Consider the following 15,119-nt stretch of genomic DNA (forward strand, 5'->3'; position numbering starts at 1 on the left):
CTCTCGATGAACCGATGTGGCGGAAGCTCCCCAGCAAGCCTCAACCAGTTTATCCATCAACTTTAGATAAGAAAAGGGAGTTTAAATCACGCATAATTTATTTCTTTGTTGCTCGTGGGGCTAGAGATGCTTGATCATGCGGGTGTTGCCCAAGGTATTGGGTTTAACGCGGGCCAAATCGAGGAATTCCGCCACGCCTTCGTCATGCGAGCGCAGCAGTTCTGAGTAAACTTCCGGGTCCACGGCGGACTGGTCTGCCATGACCTCGAAGCCGTGGCGAACAAAGAAGTCCACCTCGAACGTCAGGCAAAAGACCCGGCTGACTCCCAGCTCACGGGCCTTCTCAACGAGGCTCTCCACCAGCCTGTGGCCAACACCTTTGCCGCGCCACGAATCGGCTGCTGCAAGAGTGCGGATTTCGGCCAGGTCCTCCCACATCACATGCAGGGCGCCGCAGCCAATGACTTCGCCTTCGCTCGATTCGGCGATCTGGAATTCCTGGAGGCTTTCGTAATACGCCACCGTTTCCTTGGAGATCAGGATCCGCTCGTCAGCCAGGCGGGCCACCAGCCTCTTGATCGCCGCGACATCGCTGGTGCGGGCAGGGCGAAGGCTAAAGGCAGAATCCACTCCCCCATCCTAGCGAGCCGCTGTTCTCACTGTTTTCATCAGCACCAGGGCTGCCGCGGTGATGACGGCGCAGGCAGCAAAGATCCCTTGGTAGCCGAGGGGCGTCGCCGAACCGAACGCGATGAGGCCACCGGAAGCAATCGCGCCAATGCGGCGGGTGTTTGCGTAGAGTCCGGATGCGAACCCCGGCCGCGGAATGACGTCCTGGAAAACGGTGAGGCCCACCCCGGCGACGACGCCAAAGAACCACGCGTTGAGCACCTGGGCAGCGAGGAGGCTGACAGGATCGGAAAGGAACGTCATGGCGGCGTAGTACGCGATCCCGGCCACGCAGCCGGACACTATCAAGGCGTGTGCGGAAAACTTCTTGCCGAGCTTACCGATCACCACGAGAGCGGGAATCTCCAAGAGCGCCGAAAGTCCCAACGCAATCCCCGACCAGATCAACGGAAGGTGGAGACGCTCGCTGACGAAGAGGCCCATCACAGAGACCGCCGCGCTGTTCGTCGCCTGGAGGGCGGTAAATCCGCAGACGAGGGCAACCACTGCGCCCCGCGGCGCTGCTGGACCCTCGACTTGTGTTTTTACGGTTGCGTTGCTGGCCTTTCGTTGCCGGAGCATCGCGAGCGTAGTAACAACATTCAGGACGGCGACGACGGCCAGGACAGGAAGGATTGCGCCTTCGCCGAACGCGCCCATGACAAGTGTGGCCGCAGGCGGACCCGCAACCCACGCAACCGAAACGACGGCGCGGGTGTTGATGACCTGAGAAGGATCGGTTCCCGAATGCTTCAGTTGAGCGAAAAGCAACGTCACCCCGACCCCCGCGGGACCGCCAAGGACCACCAGGGCCACCACCGCCGCCGGGAGGGTTCCAACCACGCCCAGCACGCCGGCCAGGACAAGGGTCAGGACAGCGCAGAGCAGCAAGGGACGGAGATAGTCCTTCCGCCGGTCCGCCCAGGCCGGCACAAGGACCGCAGCCAGGAACCCGCTTGCGTTGTAAAGGGCCAGGACCCATCCGACATCCGCGGCGGTGGCGTGATACAGCGCCACCAGCAACAGGGCCAACGCGGGATTCAACAACGCGAACTGCAGTCCCCAGAACAGGGCTGCAGAGTAGGTCGAAACTGAGTTCTTTGGTGCTGCTTCCGCGTTGGTCGCGGTTGAAAGGGGTGCCATAGGCGTCAACGCTAGTTCGCTGTCCTCTGGCGAGGGAGGACCTGGCGTTACCGGGATGGGTGGGGCCTGCCGTGCTGGTAAGGCTAGCGCCCGCCCCCCGGAAGGATCCGGGCGGCGTCGGACGTCAGGCATGGCAGAACCAGCGTGGCCCATCGTTCCCTCACCGGCTCCGGCTGATCCAAAGGCGCGGCACTGATGAGCATATAGACGTCAGCCACCGTGAGATCCGGACGGACCTGGCCCGAAGCAATACCCATCTCAATGAGACCGGACAACGCCGCCGCGGCGCGGGTCTCATCAATGTCCATGGAAGCACCGAGCGCGGGAGCGGCAGATTTGGCAGCAGCGTTCAATGCGGAAATTCGGAGGACCTCGTGCAGGAAGGACATGATGACGGTCAACGGCGACTCATCACCTGTCTTGGCGCGGGCAAGGGCCGACTCGGCTTCCACGGTGATTTGCTCGACAAATTCGGCAAGCACGGCCCCCACCAGATCCTTCTTTGTAGGGAAATGCCGGTACAAGGTTCCCACGGCAACGCCGGCCGTACCGGCGATGATTTCCATCCCCACATCCGGACCACGTCCGGCGATCTCCGCTCGGGCAGCATCCAGGATCTTCGCGCGGTTCCGGATCGCGTCGGCACGCATGGGGCGCTGCTGGGTAGTCACTGGAAAGATTCTCCTGCCGGGTACTTGCACAAAAGTGAATGTGGATTCATTATTTAAGTGAACCAACATTCACCTTATACCCTGGAGCATCTCAATGACCACCAAAACCGCCCTCGTCACCGGCGCATCGTCCGGAATCGGTGAGGCTGCAGCCCGAAAACTCCAAGCCCTTGGTTTCACCGTCTACGGAGCGGCCCGCCGGATCGATCGCCTCCAGAACCTGGCGCAAGACGGCGTACGCCCCTTGGCCATGGATGTCACCGACGACGACTCGATGAAATCCGGCGTCGACCAGATCATCGCCGAGACAGGCCGGATCGACGTGTTGGTCAACAACGCCGGCTATGGCTCCTACGGGGCGCTGGAGGACGTCGACATAGAGGAGGGCCGACGCCAGTTCGAGGTCAACGTCTTCGGAGCGATGAGGCTGGCCCAACTGACGCTGCCCCACATGCGCACCCAAGGTTCGGGCACCATCGTGAACATCACCTCAATGGGGGGAAAGATCTACACACCCCTGGGAGGCTGGTACCACGGCACAAAATTCGCCCTTGAAGCACTCAGCGACTGCCTGCGCCTGGAGGTCAAACCCTTCGGCATCGACGTCGTCGTGATCGAACCCGGTGGAATCGCAACGGAATGGAGCGGAATCGCGGCAGACTTCGTCGAAGAAACGTCGGGAGCGGGGCCCTACGCCGCCCAGGCAAAAGCCGTCGCAACCTCACTGCGGTCCGAGGCGAACGGCAACCGCAACTCCCCGCCGTCGGTCATCGCGGACGCGATCGCCAAAGCCGTGACGGCTTCGAAGCCGAAGACGCGCTACGCCGTCGGATTCGGGGCCCAACCGCTCATCGCCGCCCGAGGGCTGCTCAGCGACCGCCAATTCGACACTTTGATCAGCCGCGCGGTCGGAATACCCCGCAGCTAACGCCTCCGGCCGGGTCCCGGCTCTTTGACAGACCACCGGGACGCTGGAAGAGTAGGACATTCGCTGTTGCAGACCGGCGGCCCTTCCTAAAGGCCGGAGGCCTTGCATGACCAACACCCAGATCCCACGCTTCCTCGAGGAATGCGTCACCATCGACGACGCAGCCAACGACGGCCTGGACATCACAGCCCTCTACGGACGGTACGTCGGCTGGTGCCTGACCCGCCTCACCGAACCGATTCCCAACGCCGATTTCGTCACTGCGCTGAGGCATCTCGGCATACGGCACGACGACGACCAAGGACCCATCCGCTTCTACCCGGGCCTAAGGATCGTGGATCCTCTGACAAGTCGAGACCTGGCTGAGGATGTTGCCGCCAGCGATCGTCCGGCAGGATGGCGAAGCGCCAACCCGGACACTGTCACTGCCTGACCACCCCAGGCTGGCTTCCGGCTGTCATGGGTGAGAACGATTCGTTCCTGCCGAACGAGGTCGCCATCTTCTTTGGTGGCCTCGGAAGTGCGGAGTCCGGCAGTCGCCCGAGGTAGAGACACCGCGCTATGTATCAGGCAGTCTTGTCGTCTGGCTTGCTTGCGTTTTCGATTTCAAGGGCGACAGAGATGCGCGTGCTGTCCGCGATCACCGACAGGCTTCTGCCGAGCAGTTCTTCGATGCGTTCACGGCGAAGGTTGACGGTAGCCTCATCTACTCCTAGCTGTTGCGAGGCGTCCGTTTCGTTCAGGCTGGTTGCTATAAGCGTTGATAAGGTCTGCAGGAGCATACCGTTCTCACGGGTTAGGAGCGGGCCCAGCATCCTTCCGGCGTAGGCGTTGATGTTTGTCGCATCGGGCACTTGCAGCACCAGATCCGTTAGCGGGTCCCCGGCCAAGGTCAGAACTCCGGGCGGGCGTTGGCGGAGACTCGCAAGCCTGATCGCAGCGCGCGCTGCCCCGAACGCGGCGGGGTAATCGGAAGCGTGATTTAGGCTTCCCGAAATAACCGCGAAGGTGCCTTCCGCAGTTGAGGACCGCTCCCCTAGGCGCCCTCGGAGATCCTCGGCTATGGCTCGTAATTCACGAGCGGGCGCCGCTGAAGTCGGCCAGACTGAGACAACATACCCGTCGTGGGCTCCAAGCAGCGGCGTGGGCGAAGTTGGTGATGCCAGCTGTGCGAAACGTGCGGCTTCGGAGTAGGACATAGCCGCTCGGGAACGAACGATGATGAGGACGTGCGGGAGTTCAAAATCCCAGCCCTGCTGTTCAGCCTGCGCTGTCTGATCTGTCGTGAGGTGGCCTGCGAGCAAGCCGGAGAGGATTGCATTGGTGTCCCGCCAGGCTGCTTCGGACGCTGTTCTTGTCCGGAGCAGTTCCAGTGCCAAAACGGTAGCAGCCTGCTCGATGCAGCGACGGTGTAGGGAACTGAGGCCGTCGAACCGTCCCGTTGTCCAGATCCAGGCAACGGTTTCGTCTTTGTCCACGACCGGAACCCGGAAGACCTCGCGTACCAGATTTCGACTTTGGGTGTTCCCGGGAGGTGCGGCGTTGTCGATGCTTGGCGGGGGAGGTAATTCTTCCGGAGCATCGGGCAGGACGGCAGGGAATGTTTCGCCCTTGTAGTCGGCGCTGCAGATCACTCTCCCATCGATTCCGCTTAGGACGACGGGACGTCCGAGGATGTCGGCCAAGGCAATGGCAACTGCGTTGACCCCACCTTCACCAAATGTCAGAGCCGTGAGCCGTTCATGGATGGCCGCGGCCTGACGATGCAGTTCGAATTGGTGCTCCAGTGTTTCGTTTAGCTCCCTCAGGTCGGAGATTGTCCGTGCCTGTTCGGACCTGAGGCGGGAGGTGGTTATTGCGATGGCGGCTTGGTCGGCCAGCATCATCAGGTGCGTTTCTTCTTCCTTGCTGAAGTGGTGTGGCGTGCGCGTGTAGCAATTAAGGGTTCCGAGCGTCTGACCGGAGGCATTGAGGGGCACGGCGATCACGGAAGTGAACCCCTGATCTCTGGCAGCGCTCTTCCCTGGCGTCAGCGGCAGATCGCTTCCAATGTCGGGTATCTGAACGGGAATTCCCAGGGAAAACGCCTGCGCTGATGGTGTTGGGGTGTGGAGTCCTTGAAGACGGATCCGGGGCAGAGTGTTAACGTCCCGGATGTACTGTTCGGGAAGCCCAAACGAGCCTTCGATCAGTAGTGCCTGAGATGTCTCATCAGGCATGGTGATGGCACAAAAATCGTAGGACATGAGTCGGCAGGCGGTCTGCGCGACCAGGTCCAACAGTTCGTGGAGGGAGACGCCTCGATTCACGGTCGCGCCAATCTCTGCCAGCGCTTGCACCCACCCCTGAAGCTGCTGGGCCGATCGCCCTGGCCGCACTTTCACGTTTCGAGTCTCTCACGGCTTTGTCGACGCGTGAATGCCTTGGTTTGGCTGTTTGAAGCCGGAGTTCAGGCGGCATGGGGCCGCCTGAACCGGCGCGGACTCTACTCTTGGCTAGTGCGATACTGCGTGTCCCGCCGGCTCGGGAATGATCTGGTCAGGATTCGCCGCACGACGGTTCATTGGAGTTGACTTTGCGATGGACAAAGTGGCGATCAAGGCTGCCGCTCCTGCGATGCCAATGAATATGATTCCCGCGTTCCACGAAGCGACGGTGGGGGCTGTCGTGCCAGGAATCGTGCTTGATGCAAGGACGATGCCGATGATTGTCGTTCCGACGGCGCTGAAGAGAGTGCGTCCAACGGTGAAGATCAATCCAACCGCTTCGCTGGTGTCATGGACGGGAACGTTTTCGACGATAACGATCGGAATGCTGATCGTGAGAAACACCGTTCCCACGGAACCGATCACAACCGAGACGATCGACAGCGGCAAGTTGTGGGTGGAGATAAAGAAGCCGGAGAATCCGACGACGCCCAGAACGGCACCCGCTGCAAGGATGAGTTTGCCTCCGTGATTTCCCGCGATCCTCCCTGCGACAGGTGAAAGAGCAAATGCGACTGCTCCCGAAATTAGTCCGTAGAGTCCCGCTTGGGTTGGGGTTAGTCCCAAACCAACGGGCAGATCCGTAGCGCTCTGCTGCAGGATAGGGGTAAGCAATCCGGGGGCCGAGAGAATGCCGAGCGACGCGAAAGCAGTGGTAACGAGCGTCAGCACGAGGGAGCGCTGCCGAAAGAGCCGGAGATTAAACATGGGCTGTTCAATTCGCAGTTCCCAGATAACCCAGAACGCGAACAGCAGCGCGCCTGCGATGATCAGTCCAATCACGGTGGGGCTCGCACGTTGCGTGCGTGAGGTGGTGAACCCGTAGAGGATCGAGGCGATTGCAGGTGCCATCAGGACACCGCCCAACACGTCTATGCGGGATCGGGAGGCAATCGTGCTGACGGACCCAGGCAGTGCCAGGGCGACCAGGATTGCAAGAACAGCCAGGCAGGCCGAGGCAATGAACAGGCTTTGCCATCCTCCAGCACCCAAAAGGAGGCCCGCTGCGACGCCTCCGATGGATCCCCCAATGAGTCCCACACCTGAGGTCAAGCTGATGAGAATGGACACACGGTTATGAGGTGCTACTTCTCGAGCGACGCCTATGAGCAAGGGAAAGAGCCCCGCGCTGGTTCCTTGGAGCGCACGACCGATCAGCACACCCTCAAGATTTCCCATCACCACGCTGATGATTGGACCGAGGGCCGAGATGGCCATCAGGGTAATGAGAACCTTTTTCCGTCCGTAGATATCGCCAAGTCGGCCAGCGATGGCCGCTGTGCCGGCTCCCACGAGCAGGAAGATCGTCACAACCCACGAGATCGCAGACGCGTCCGCCTCGAAGGCATGCATGAGGGTCGGAATGGCGGTGTACATCATCGTCACTTCAAAAATCGGAGTGAGTTCGATGATCATGAAGATCGCAACGATCACGGCGAAAGGACGTGATGCTGCCGGAGCCAGGGGTTGGCGGTGGACCATTGTCTTCCTAACTTCATTGTTAGACTGTTCGCTTTTACAAAACAAGCGTTTTGTTGTGCGCGTGAATATGCTTCCACCGCGACGGTGCCATGTCAAGAGAATCTTCAATGTCGGCACCCACGGCTCCCTGGGCGCCAGGAGACAAGGCACTGCCGCCGCTGCACACGGCACCGTTGAACGGACAATGCGTTCTGTTTTGTGGTGCGCTAGCATGAGCCAAGAGGCTCAAGGATGACTTTCCGGCCTACAGATCCAGGAGGAGAAACCTGAAGGTGGCAAGCACACCGAAGACGACGGCTGACGTTTCCTCGCCTGATCGGCAGAGGGATCCGCTGGCGAGAGGGTTCGAAATAATTGCCCTCATGGTGGAATCCGGGGAATCTTCGTACGGCGTCCGCGAATTGGGAACATACCTGGGAGTCAGCCCCAGCACGGCGCATCGGCTACTGACGGACCTCGAGAAACTCGGGATGGTGCGCCGGTCGCCAGACGGTAGTTACCAGCTCGGATTGGAATTCCTCCGGCTCTCCTGGAAGCTCGTGTCGCGGTTTCCCCTTCGGGAAATGGCGAACGACCTCCTCCAAGAGATGACGGACAAAAGCGGTGAATCCTCCTTCCTGGGCATCTACAACGACCAGCGCCACGAAATGATGTTTGCCGTCACCGTGGACTCTCCGCATCCGCTGCGATACATGATCCCCCTGCAAAAGTGGTTGCCTCTGCACAGCGGGGCCAGTGGGTTGTCGATTCTGGCGTTTCTGCCTGAGGAAACCCGTCGGGAAATCCTGCAGGGCAACCTGACCAAGGTCACGGAGAACACGATCGTCGACCCGGCGATCCTCTCGGACCGCATCGAGGCCATTCGACGCAACGGATACGCAGTCTCGCTCGGCGAGCGGGTCACGGGCGCAATAGCCCTTGCCGCGCCGGTCTTTGGCCCCGGGCAAGAAGTTGTCGGAACGTCCGGGCTGATGATTCCAGAATCCCGGTTCGACGCCAGAGTCGAAACGGAACTGTCCAACCTGGTCAAGCATTCAGCCGCCGTCCTTAGCGAACGCATGGGCGGCACACTCAGCCGGAGCTGACACCGTTAGCTGGACCAGTTTGCTTTGCCGCCGAAGTTAGGGCGCGGCGGAAGCCGGTACTGAGAGAACGGCGATGTTGGCAGATGTTCGCCGGATGACGGCTTCGAGGTCGTCGGTGGTGGCGACCCGCAGGTGGCCCAGCTCCCTTCCAATCAGGTACTGGCCTGAATCCGGGATCCCCACGACTTCAAATCCACGGGAGATGAAGCCGGGGTACCCGGCGAGGGGGCGCCCCAGGTTGCCTGCCCCATGATCACGGCGCGCCAGTTCAGGGAAAGTCCGAGAGCGGAGGAGATCTGTCCGTTGAGGAACTGGAGGTCATAGCCGACTACAGGGAGGTGCCCCGTTGAATCAACCAGGCTGCGAGGATTTCGGAGGCCCCTCCCCCCCGGACGTCGTCACTTCCCCAGGATCATTCTTTGAGACTGATCGAGCGGCTCGGGCACACATTGGCGGCCTCTTTAGCGCGTGCCAACGCTTCCGGAGTTGAGGGATCCGCCTGCAGCACCACGACCCATCCGTTGTCGTCCTGGTCAAAGGCGTCGGGGTCAGCGAAAACGCATTGGCCTGCTCCGATGCAGGTTTCTCGTTTGGCTTCGATGTGCGCGCTCACCAGGCCACCTTCAATTCGTTGATCCCGTAGTTCGGTCCCCATTCCTTGAAAGCGATCGCCGAGAGAGGGTCCACGAGTCGGAGCGTTGGGATGCGCTTGATGACATGTTCGAGAACGACGACAAGTTCGAGCCTGGCGAGGTTCTGCCCCAGGCACTGGTGTGGTCCGAACCCAAACGCCATGTGGTTGCGTGCACCACGGGAAAAATTGATCGTGTGCGGATCCGGGAACACTTCGGGGTCACGGTTTGCCGTATTTGTGAGCCCGTACACCGCATCTCCGGCATGGATTTGCTTTCCGCCGATTTCGATATCGGCTGTCGCAAGGCGGAGGCCGCCAACCTCGGCAATTGTGAAATAGCGGAGCATCTCCTCCACAGCGCCCGGGATCAAAGCCGGGTCGTCGCGCAATTGCTGCAGCAGCTCGGGTCGGTCCAGCAGGGTCATGATGCTCAGGGAGATCATGTTTGCTGTGGTTTCATGACCGGCGATAAGTAACAGGAAGCCCAGACCAACGGCTTCCTCGGCGTCGGCGCCGGCGTCGAGCTGCCTGCTGATGATGTCGTTGCCACGGTTCTCCACCCGCAGGTCGACCAGGTTGCTGATGTAGTCACGGAGTTCGGCTATGGCCTTGCCGCGCCGGTCCGGGTCAACGTGCGAGTCTGAGAAGAGCGCGGTGTTCCTCTGGAAAAAGTCGTGATCTTCGTACGGGACGCCCAGCAGCTCAGCGATTGCCATTGCCGGCACAGGAAGCGACAGTTCCTCGACCAGCTCCGCCTCGGATTTTCCGTCCAGCATCGCATCAATAGCCTGGGTGACAATCTCCTCGATGCGCGGACGCATCAACGAGATCTTTTTGACGGTGAACTCATTCATGACCCTTGCCCTGATAGTCGAGTGCTCTGGGGGGTCGATGGCAATAATTGCCCCTTTGTGGGCGCCAGGGACGTAGCCGCCATGTGCCGGGTGGTCCGGAAGAGAGCGGTCGGAACTGAAACGCACGTCGCTGAGCATCGTGCGTACGTCGGCATGCTTTGTGATTGCCCAAGCCTTGCGGCCGTCCCGCCAATCGAGGAAAGCCACAGCTTCCTCCCCCTGCAACTCAAGATGCTCGGCAGGTGGGCTGTACGGATTTACTCGGCGGGTCTGGATGGCGTTTACCGTCATCGGATCTCCTAGGGGTTTAGCGAACTACTCTGGTCACGTAACCATCTGCGTGATATTTTTGAAACACAACGCTTAGGTTTCAGTCTACACACTGAAGCTGCGGCGTCTAGCCCCAAAATGCTCCGAACACCGGCGTCCGGAAGGTCCCATCATGACTTTTGTTGTTACTGAAGCTTGCGTTGATGTCAAAGACAAGAGCTGCATTCAAGTGTGCCCCGTCGACTGCCTCTATGAGGGCAATCGAATGATGTACATCAACTCCGACCAGTGCATAAATTGCGGCGCTTGTGAGCCCGCATGCCCTGTTTCGGCGATCCGTTTTGACGACGAGCTCGACGGCGAGGATGAGAAGTTCCTTGGCCTGAACGATCAGTTCTTCGCCGAGGCAAAGCCGCCGAAGGGCGGCCGGAAGCTTGGCCTCATTGATCACGACGTCGAGTACGTCGCTCAGCTTTCCAAGAAGCAGTAGAGAACCCTAAATAAGCCGCGCAGCTTATATTTAACTACGGCGAAGCGAGGGCGGTCCCCCACCATGGTGGACCGCCCTCACGTCTCTCGGGCCGGCGTCGTGCTTCGCCCGGCAGTCATCCCCTTGTCCTCGAGGTGACGGCACGCATGTAGACCTTTCGGTTGTTACCGGCACGCCCCAGCAATGGCTGGGGCTATCAGGGTCGGCGTGTTACGCCACCTAAGCCGATCCGGCTTGTTCCATGACCGAAAACGGCCCCGGCCCGCCCCGTGGGCGAAGGAGCCGGAGCCGTTCAGGCAGCCATCAGGTGGCGCTTGGAGCAGTGCGGATCAGGGGACCCGTGCCTCACTTAGTACGCGGACAATGTCCTCAACACGCTCTTTCGCGTCACCGAACAACATCCGGGCGTTATCCCGGAAGAACAGCGGGTTCTGCACGCCGGCATACCCGGAGGCCATGGACCGTTTGAACACGATAACGTCCTCCGCCTCCCATACTTTGAGGACCGGCATGCCCGCGATGGGGCTGCCGGGGTCTTCTGCCGCCGCAGGATTCACCGTGTCATTGGCGCCGATCACGAGAACGACGCTTGTTTCGGAGAAATCATCGTTCACTTCGTCCATTTCCAGCACGATGTCGTACGGGACTTTTGCCTCGGCGAGCAGGACATTCATGTGTCCAGGCAGGCGTCCGGCTACGGGATGGATGCCAAACCTCACGTCGACACCTCTCTCCCGGAGCGAACGTGTGAGCTCTGCGACCGGGTACTGGGCCTGTGCTACTGCCATGCCGAAACCGGGTGTGATGATGACAGATTTTGCGTCGGCCAGCAGGCGGGCGGTCTCTTCTGCGCTGATTTCTGTGTGCTCTCCGGTTTCTTCGCTGTCGCGGCTGGGAGCGGCGATTCCGAAGCCGCCGGCAATGACGGAGATGAATGATCTGTTCATCGCTTTGCACATGATGTAACTGAGGTAGGCGCCAGAGGAACCTACCAGGGCGCCTGTGACAATGAGCAGGTCGTTGCTCAAGAGGAAGCCGCTCGCCGCGGCAGCCCAACCCGAGTAGCTGTTGAGCATGGACACCACAACAGGCATGTCTCCACCCCCAATCGAAGCGACAAGGTGCCAGCCGAGAAGAAGAGCCAAGGTGGTCACGGCCACAACCAACCAAAACGAAGGCTCAATGACGAACCACGTCGTCAGGGCGAAGAAGAGTGCGATCGCTCCGACGTTGAGTGCGTTGCGTCCCGGCAGAACAAGCGGCGCTGACTTGATGCGGGCCGACAATTTGAGGAAAGCAACGATCGATCCGGTGAACGTGACTCCCCCGATGAAGATGCCTGCAAAGACCTCGCCGCGATGAATGCCCACGAGGTCGGGAACGGTGTGGGCGCTGTCGAGGAAACCATTCCATCCGATCAGCACCGCTGCGAGTCCCACAAACGAGTGCAGAAGCGCAATGAACTGCGGCATGCCGGTCATTTCAACCCGCGCCGCGCGCCAAAGACCAACTATGGCGCCGATTACGACAGCGGCGAGCAAAAGCACGACACCCAGCTGGTCAGATTCCCTCAGCACGAGGCTGACCGTTGCGCCGAGGGCGATGATCATGCCGGTAATGCCGTAGGTAACGCCTTTGCGTGCCGTCTCGTGTTTGGACAGGCCGGCGAGGCTAAGGATGAAAAGAAGGGCGGCCACAACGTACGCTGCGCCGGCGATGGCGAGGGTCACAGCCGAAAGAAGATCGGGGGTCATGGGTTCAGTCCTTTGAGAACATGCGAAGCATGCGGCGAGTGACGGCGAAACCGCCGAAGACGTTGATGCTGGCCAGAAGTACAGCGGCGGCTGACAGGACCTTGGTCACGGGGTCGTCGATTGCCAGCTGCAGCATTGCCCCGACCACGACAATGCCGCTGATGGCGTTGGTCACCGACATGAGCGGCGTATGAAGGGCGTGGTGGACCTTGCCGATCACGTAAAAGCCGATAACCACTGCGAGGACCAGGACGGTGATGTGCTGGGGCAAAGGCTGAGGGGCGATTGCGACGATTCCGAACAAGGCCAGAATCCCGGCGACGCCCAGGGCCGCACGGGCGGCCGGTGATGACTTCTTTGCCGGTTGGGTCACTACTGGTGCGGCCTGTTCGGCAGTCTTGGGTGCTGCCGAGACCTGCACGGGGGGCGGGGGCCAAAGCTTTTCGCCGTTCTGCGTCACCGTGATGGCACGCTGCACGACGTCCTCGTGGTCCAGCACGAGCATCCCGTCCTGGCCTGGCGTGAGCAGCTTGAGGAGATTCACCAGATTCTGACCGTAGAGCTGGGATGCCTGGGCGGGCAGGCGGCGCGCAAGATCGGTGTAGCCGATGATGGTTACGCCGTTGCTGGTGACAATGAGTTCTCCCGGTACGGTGCCCTCAACGTTTCCGCCGTTGGCAGCCGCCAGGTCGACGATGACGCTGCCTGACTTCATTGCTGCGACGTCGGCCGCGGTGATGAGTTTTGGTGCCGTACGACCCGGGATGTTGGCAGTGGTGATGATGATGTCGACCTCGCGGGCTTGCTCCGAGTAGAGCTCCGCCGCGCGGCGGTCGTAGGCCTCGCTGGTGGCTTTTGCGTAGCCGTCCGTGGATTCCATCTTTTCGGCAACTTCCACGGCGAGATAGCTGCCGCCGATGGATTTTACCTGCTCTGCTACTTCCGGCCGCGGGTCTGTTGCCCGGACGATGGCACCCAGGCTGGACGCGGCGCCGATTGCGGCGAGGCCTGCGACACCGGCCCCGGCCACGAGTACCTTCGCTGGAGGTACCTTTCCTGCTGCGGTGACCTGCCCGGTGAAGAAGCGGCCGAATTGGTTGGCCGCTTCGACGACGGCGCGGTACCCGGCGATGTTCGCCGTTGAGGACAGGACGTCCATTGACTGCGCTCGAGACAGCCTTGGCACCGCATCCACGGCCAGCGACGTGATGGGCAAGGCGGCGAGTTTGTCGACAACTTCGCTATTGAGACCGGGACTCAGCCAGGAGACCAGGGTGGCGCCTTCGGTCATCAGTGATAGATCTTCATCGGATGGGGCGTTGACGGTCAGTACAACGTCGGCGCTCCATGCCGCGTTGTGATCGACGATGGATGCTCCGGCATCTGCGAAGTCGCTGTCAGGGAAGGCGGATCCAGCTCCGGCACCCTGCTCAACGGCAACTTCATAGCCAAGTTTCATCAGCTGGACAACAGTGGACGGGGTACCGGCTACGCGTGTTTCGCCCTCTGCGCGTTCGGCGACTATTCCAATTCGCATTGGCATCTCTTTCGGTTTGGGGTCAGATCAGGACGGATGGTTGCGCGGCGCATCAGTAAAGCAGCAGGGGGTTGATGATGACGCCGGTCGAACGGTGGATCGCCGTGGGCGCTGCAACCAGGAGTCCCGTGGATGTTTCGGCATCGCGAAGCGCTGCCGCCGCGGGGCCGAGCAGGCTGTTGTCGATGAGGCAAAGTCCAATGGCGTAGATGAGGCCATGTACTTCAAGAGAATGCGGAGGGTCGAAACGTGCATCGTGGAAGTCCCAGGCGACAAGACCAGGATTCTTCGCAGCGATCCATTGCGCTCCGGACTTGCCAATGCCCGGCCTCGGCTGGAGCACCGCACCAGGGGTGTATCGGTGGCCAGCGGCTTCGAAACGGTCTCTGCCCTGATAGATGAGCAGTGCGTCGCCGGGCTCGATGGTCACACCAGTGGCGGCAAGTGCTTGGTCGAGGTCCTCAGCTGTTACAGGCGTCTCGGCCGTGACCCATTCGACACCTCGGGCGGCTGGGATATCCAGTAGTACCGCGCGCGTGGCGATACCGTGCTGGGCCCAATTGACCATGGTGTCTTCATCAGTCTCTGATGACCGCGCGGGGATGGGTCCGTGCCAGCTCTCGTCTGCGCCAAGGTGGGCGAGCCCATCCATGTGCGTGTTGTGGATTCCGTGCGCGTCGTAGTGAATGAAGTCGCCACCATGAGTGGAGCGGCCGTGGATTCCGATGCGGACATCAAGATCGACGCTTCCATGGCCGTCGGGGAGTTCGGCCACGGCCAGCGCCTGCCATTGCCTCTTCTCCTCTTCGGCCTGAGAGGCGAGGGCTTCCAGTTGCTTCGGCCGGGTTTCAATCTCGCGTTCCAGCGAAATTGCCTTGCCCAGAGACACGGCAGCGATGCCCCGCAGGCGTGCAGCTTCGTCGATAAGCCTTACCGAACCACGACACTGCACACCATCGACGTGGTGTGCCTCGTTGTGGGTTGACCCGAGCTCGCGAAGCCAGGGTGCGACGGGGTCGGGTCCAAGGTCATCACACATGTTTCAGTACTCCAATACTTTGCTTAAGGGGCCTTGAGGGGATGTCATCCCGGGGTTGTTTTTGGTGTGTGCTCAGC

General features: G+C 60.8%; 15 protein-coding genes. 4 read left to right on the plus strand and 11 right to left on the minus strand.

Features of this window, described 5'->3' with window-relative positions:
• Positions 1-120 precede the first annotated feature (120 nt).
• From ACFVSJ_RS20945 to ACFVSJ_RS20955, 3 genes are all read right to left on the minus strand, one after another.
• Positions 121-630 (minus strand): amino-acid N-acetyltransferase, encoded by a 510-nt coding sequence (locus ACFVSJ_RS20945; RefSeq protein WP_387439006.1) that lies wholly within the window; start codon positions 628-630, stop codon positions 121-123.
• 9 nt (positions 631-639) lie between these two features.
• The gene (locus ACFVSJ_RS20950) at positions 640-1,812 is read right to left on the minus strand and encodes an MFS transporter (RefSeq protein WP_387439007.1); all 1,173 of its coding nucleotides are present in this window, start codon (positions 1,810-1,812) and stop codon (positions 640-642) included.
• Positions 1,813-1,895: 83 nt separating this feature from the next.
• Positions 1,896-2,483 carry a TetR/AcrR family transcriptional regulator gene (locus ACFVSJ_RS20955; protein ID WP_387439008.1) on the minus strand — a complete coding sequence of 196 codons (588 nt, stop codon included), beginning with the start codon at positions 2,481-2,483 and terminating at the stop codon, positions 1,896-1,898.
• A 94-nt stretch (positions 2,484-2,577) separates the two neighbouring features.
• Here ACFVSJ_RS20955 and ACFVSJ_RS20960 point away from each other — a divergent pair, with 94 nt between their 5' ends.
• Complete coding sequence (locus ACFVSJ_RS20960) at positions 2,578-3,411, plus strand: oxidoreductase (protein ID WP_387439009.1); 834 nt, start codon at positions 2,578-2,580, stop codon at positions 3,409-3,411.
• 106 nt (positions 3,412-3,517) lie between these two features.
• Positions 3,518-3,844 carry a hypothetical protein gene (locus ACFVSJ_RS20965; RefSeq protein ID WP_387439010.1) on the plus strand — a complete coding sequence of 109 codons (327 nt, stop codon included), beginning with the start codon at positions 3,518-3,520 and terminating at the stop codon, positions 3,842-3,844.
• Between the two features lie 133 nt (positions 3,845-3,977).
• On the opposite strand, the gene ACFVSJ_RS20970 is transcribed toward ACFVSJ_RS20965, so the two are convergent.
• Together ACFVSJ_RS20970 and ACFVSJ_RS20975 are read right to left on the minus strand one after the other, a co-directional pair.
• Positions 3,978-5,795, minus strand: a complete 1,818-nt coding sequence (locus ACFVSJ_RS20970; RefSeq protein ID WP_387439011.1) for a helix-turn-helix domain-containing protein — start codon at positions 5,793-5,795, stop codon at positions 3,978-3,980.
• Positions 5,796-5,906: 111 nt separating this feature from the next.
• Positions 5,907-7,496: an MFS transporter gene (locus tag ACFVSJ_RS20975; RefSeq protein WP_387439012.1), complete on the minus strand. Its 1,590-nt coding sequence runs from the start codon at positions 7,494-7,496 to the stop codon at positions 5,907-5,909.
• A 155-nt stretch (positions 7,497-7,651) separates the two neighbouring features.
• Between ACFVSJ_RS20975 and ACFVSJ_RS20980 the strand changes: the two genes are divergently transcribed.
• Complete coding sequence (locus tag ACFVSJ_RS20980; RefSeq protein ID WP_387439013.1) at positions 7,652-8,464, plus strand: IclR family transcriptional regulator; 813 nt, start codon at positions 7,652-7,654, stop codon at positions 8,462-8,464.
• 36 nt (positions 8,465-8,500) lie between these two features.
• On the opposite strand, the gene ACFVSJ_RS20985 is transcribed toward ACFVSJ_RS20980, so the two are convergent.
• The 3 genes from ACFVSJ_RS20985 to ACFVSJ_RS20995 form a co-directional block, all read right to left on the minus strand.
• Positions 8,501-8,731, minus strand: a complete 231-nt coding sequence (locus tag ACFVSJ_RS20985; protein WP_387439086.1) for a hypothetical protein — start codon at positions 8,729-8,731, stop codon at positions 8,501-8,503.
• A gap of 145 nt (positions 8,732-8,876) precedes the next feature.
• Complete coding sequence (locus tag ACFVSJ_RS20990; protein WP_387439014.1) at positions 8,877-9,077, minus strand: ferredoxin; 201 nt, start codon at positions 9,075-9,077, stop codon at positions 8,877-8,879.
• Positions 9,074-10,243 (minus strand): cytochrome P450, encoded by a 1,170-nt coding sequence (locus ACFVSJ_RS20995; RefSeq protein ID WP_387439015.1) that lies wholly within the window; start codon positions 10,241-10,243, stop codon positions 9,074-9,076. Before ACFVSJ_RS20995 ends, ACFVSJ_RS20990 begins: the two co-directional genes overlap by 4 nt.
• 151 nt (positions 10,244-10,394) lie before the next feature.
• Here ACFVSJ_RS20995 and fdxA point away from each other — a divergent pair, with 151 nt between their 5' ends.
• The gene (gene fdxA / locus ACFVSJ_RS21000) at positions 10,395-10,712 is read left to right on the plus strand and encodes a ferredoxin (RefSeq protein WP_387439016.1); all 318 of its coding nucleotides are present in this window, start codon (positions 10,395-10,397) and stop codon (positions 10,710-10,712) included.
• 329 nt (positions 10,713-11,041) lie between these two features.
• Here the strand turns inward: fdxA and pntB are convergent, their stop codons facing one another.
• The 3 genes from pntB to ACFVSJ_RS21015 are packed head-to-tail and all read right to left on the minus strand — an operon-like array spanning position 11,042 to position 15,042.
• A complete protein-coding gene (pntB, locus tag ACFVSJ_RS21005) occupies positions 11,042-12,466 on the minus strand; it encodes a Re/Si-specific NAD(P)(+) transhydrogenase subunit beta (protein WP_387439018.1) in 1,425 nt (474 codons plus the stop codon).
• A gap of 4 nt (positions 12,467-12,470) precedes the next feature.
• Entirely contained in the window at positions 12,471-14,003 is a 1,533-nt protein-coding gene (locus ACFVSJ_RS21010) for a Re/Si-specific NAD(P)(+) transhydrogenase subunit alpha (protein ID WP_387439019.1), read from the minus strand.
• A gap of 52 nt (positions 14,004-14,055) precedes the next feature.
• Entirely contained in the window at positions 14,056-15,042 is a 987-nt protein-coding gene (locus tag ACFVSJ_RS21015) for a cyclase family protein (protein ID WP_387439020.1), read from the minus strand.
• Positions 15,043-15,119: the final 77 nt, after the last annotated feature.

Origin of the sequence: Paenarthrobacter sp. NPDC058040, from assembly GCF_042885775.1 — a bacterium.
Lineage (GTDB): Bacteria > Actinomycetota > Actinomycetes > Actinomycetales > Micrococcaceae > Arthrobacter.